We start from the raw sequence: 1,176 nt of genomic DNA on the forward strand, positions 1-1,176 counted from the left end.
GACGAAGGCGGTCTCGCCGGACGAACTCCCGGGCGCGAAGCAGTCGGTGACCGGCGGCGAGGGCTTCGACTACGTCTTCGAGGTCGTCGGCCGTGGAGTTCGGTCAGTTCGGTGGAGTGCTCGGTGAACTTGCCCTTCTCCATGAGGAAGCCGGGCGGGGCCGCGTTGGCGTAGTCGCCCAGGATCTGCATCATCACCTCCAGCAGCACGGACTTGCCGTTGGCTCCGGAACCATAGAGGAAGGGCAGGACCTGGGCACCGACGTCGCCGGTGATGGAGTAGCCGAGGAGCAGGTGCAGGAAGCGGGTGGTTTCCCTGCCTTGGGCGTCGTCGCCGAAGGTGTCGCGCAGGAAGCTGTTCCAGCGCGGGATGGGCATGGGGCGGGGCGCCACGAAAGTGGCCCGCGAATGCATGTCCGTGAGCGGGTCGGGCTTGCGCAGCGTTCCGGTTCTGAGGTCGACGACGCCGACTGGGGTGCACAGGGCGTAGATGTCGCCGTCCAGGACGTCGGGGTCCAGGCGGAGTCCGGGGGCGGCCTGCGCCTGGTAGAGCAGGGCTTTGAGTCCTGAGGTGGATTCGGAGTGCCGTCGGTGCGCGGCCAACTGGCGGGGAGTGAATCTTCCCTGGGGGTCGTGATCGGCGATCTGCTCGGCCATCTCCCCGGCAGCCCAGACCGCTGCCTCGTCGCCGCCGGTCAGTTTCCACCGGTACTCGTCCCAGGAATGCCATCCCATGCCGATCACGTAGCGGAACTGGTCGCGGTAGAGGCGGGCGAACAGTTTGGCGTTTCCCCGGTCCGTCATCGAGTTGGGCAGCAGTCCGTGCGGTTCGGGGACGGGCTGTGGTCGGGCGTCGGTCTGCTGAGCGGGCAGGTTCGCGTGCGACTCGGGCGGATCCCAGGCAAGGTTCTGCTGCTGGATCTGTGTTGCGGCCCTTTCCGCGTCGAAGCGTGTGTACTCGGCGCTCATGAACGTCCTCGGGGGTGGAGTGGGCGCTGAGCACCCGCAGACAGAGCTGTCTCGATGATCGTGAGGTTGCGGCTCTCCTGGGCGGGGCGTGCGGTGCGGGCCGCTTCCAGAAGCAGGGTGCGCGCTTCTTCCTCGGGGAGGTGGCCTCCTTGGACGAGTCCCCCGGCGGTGTAGGCGGCGCGGTTGAGTTTCTCCGTGAAGCTCGCCC

At 67.6% G+C, this 1,176-nt stretch carries 2 pseudogenes; both read right to left on the bottom strand.

The window, feature by feature from the left end:
- Positions 1–83: 83 nt before the first annotated feature.
- Positions 84–968, bottom strand: a pseudogene (locus ACFVWD_RS58460) (DNA primase); the annotation flags it as partial.
- Positions 965–1,176 (bottom strand): annotated as a pseudogene (locus tag ACFVWD_RS58465) (DNA primase); the annotation flags it as partial. The pseudogenes ACFVWD_RS58460 and ACFVWD_RS58465, both read right to left, overlap by 4 nt.

The organism is Streptomyces sp. NPDC058086 (genome assembly GCF_042885015.1).
Lineage (GTDB): Bacteria > Actinomycetota > Actinomycetes > Streptomycetales > Streptomycetaceae > Streptomyces.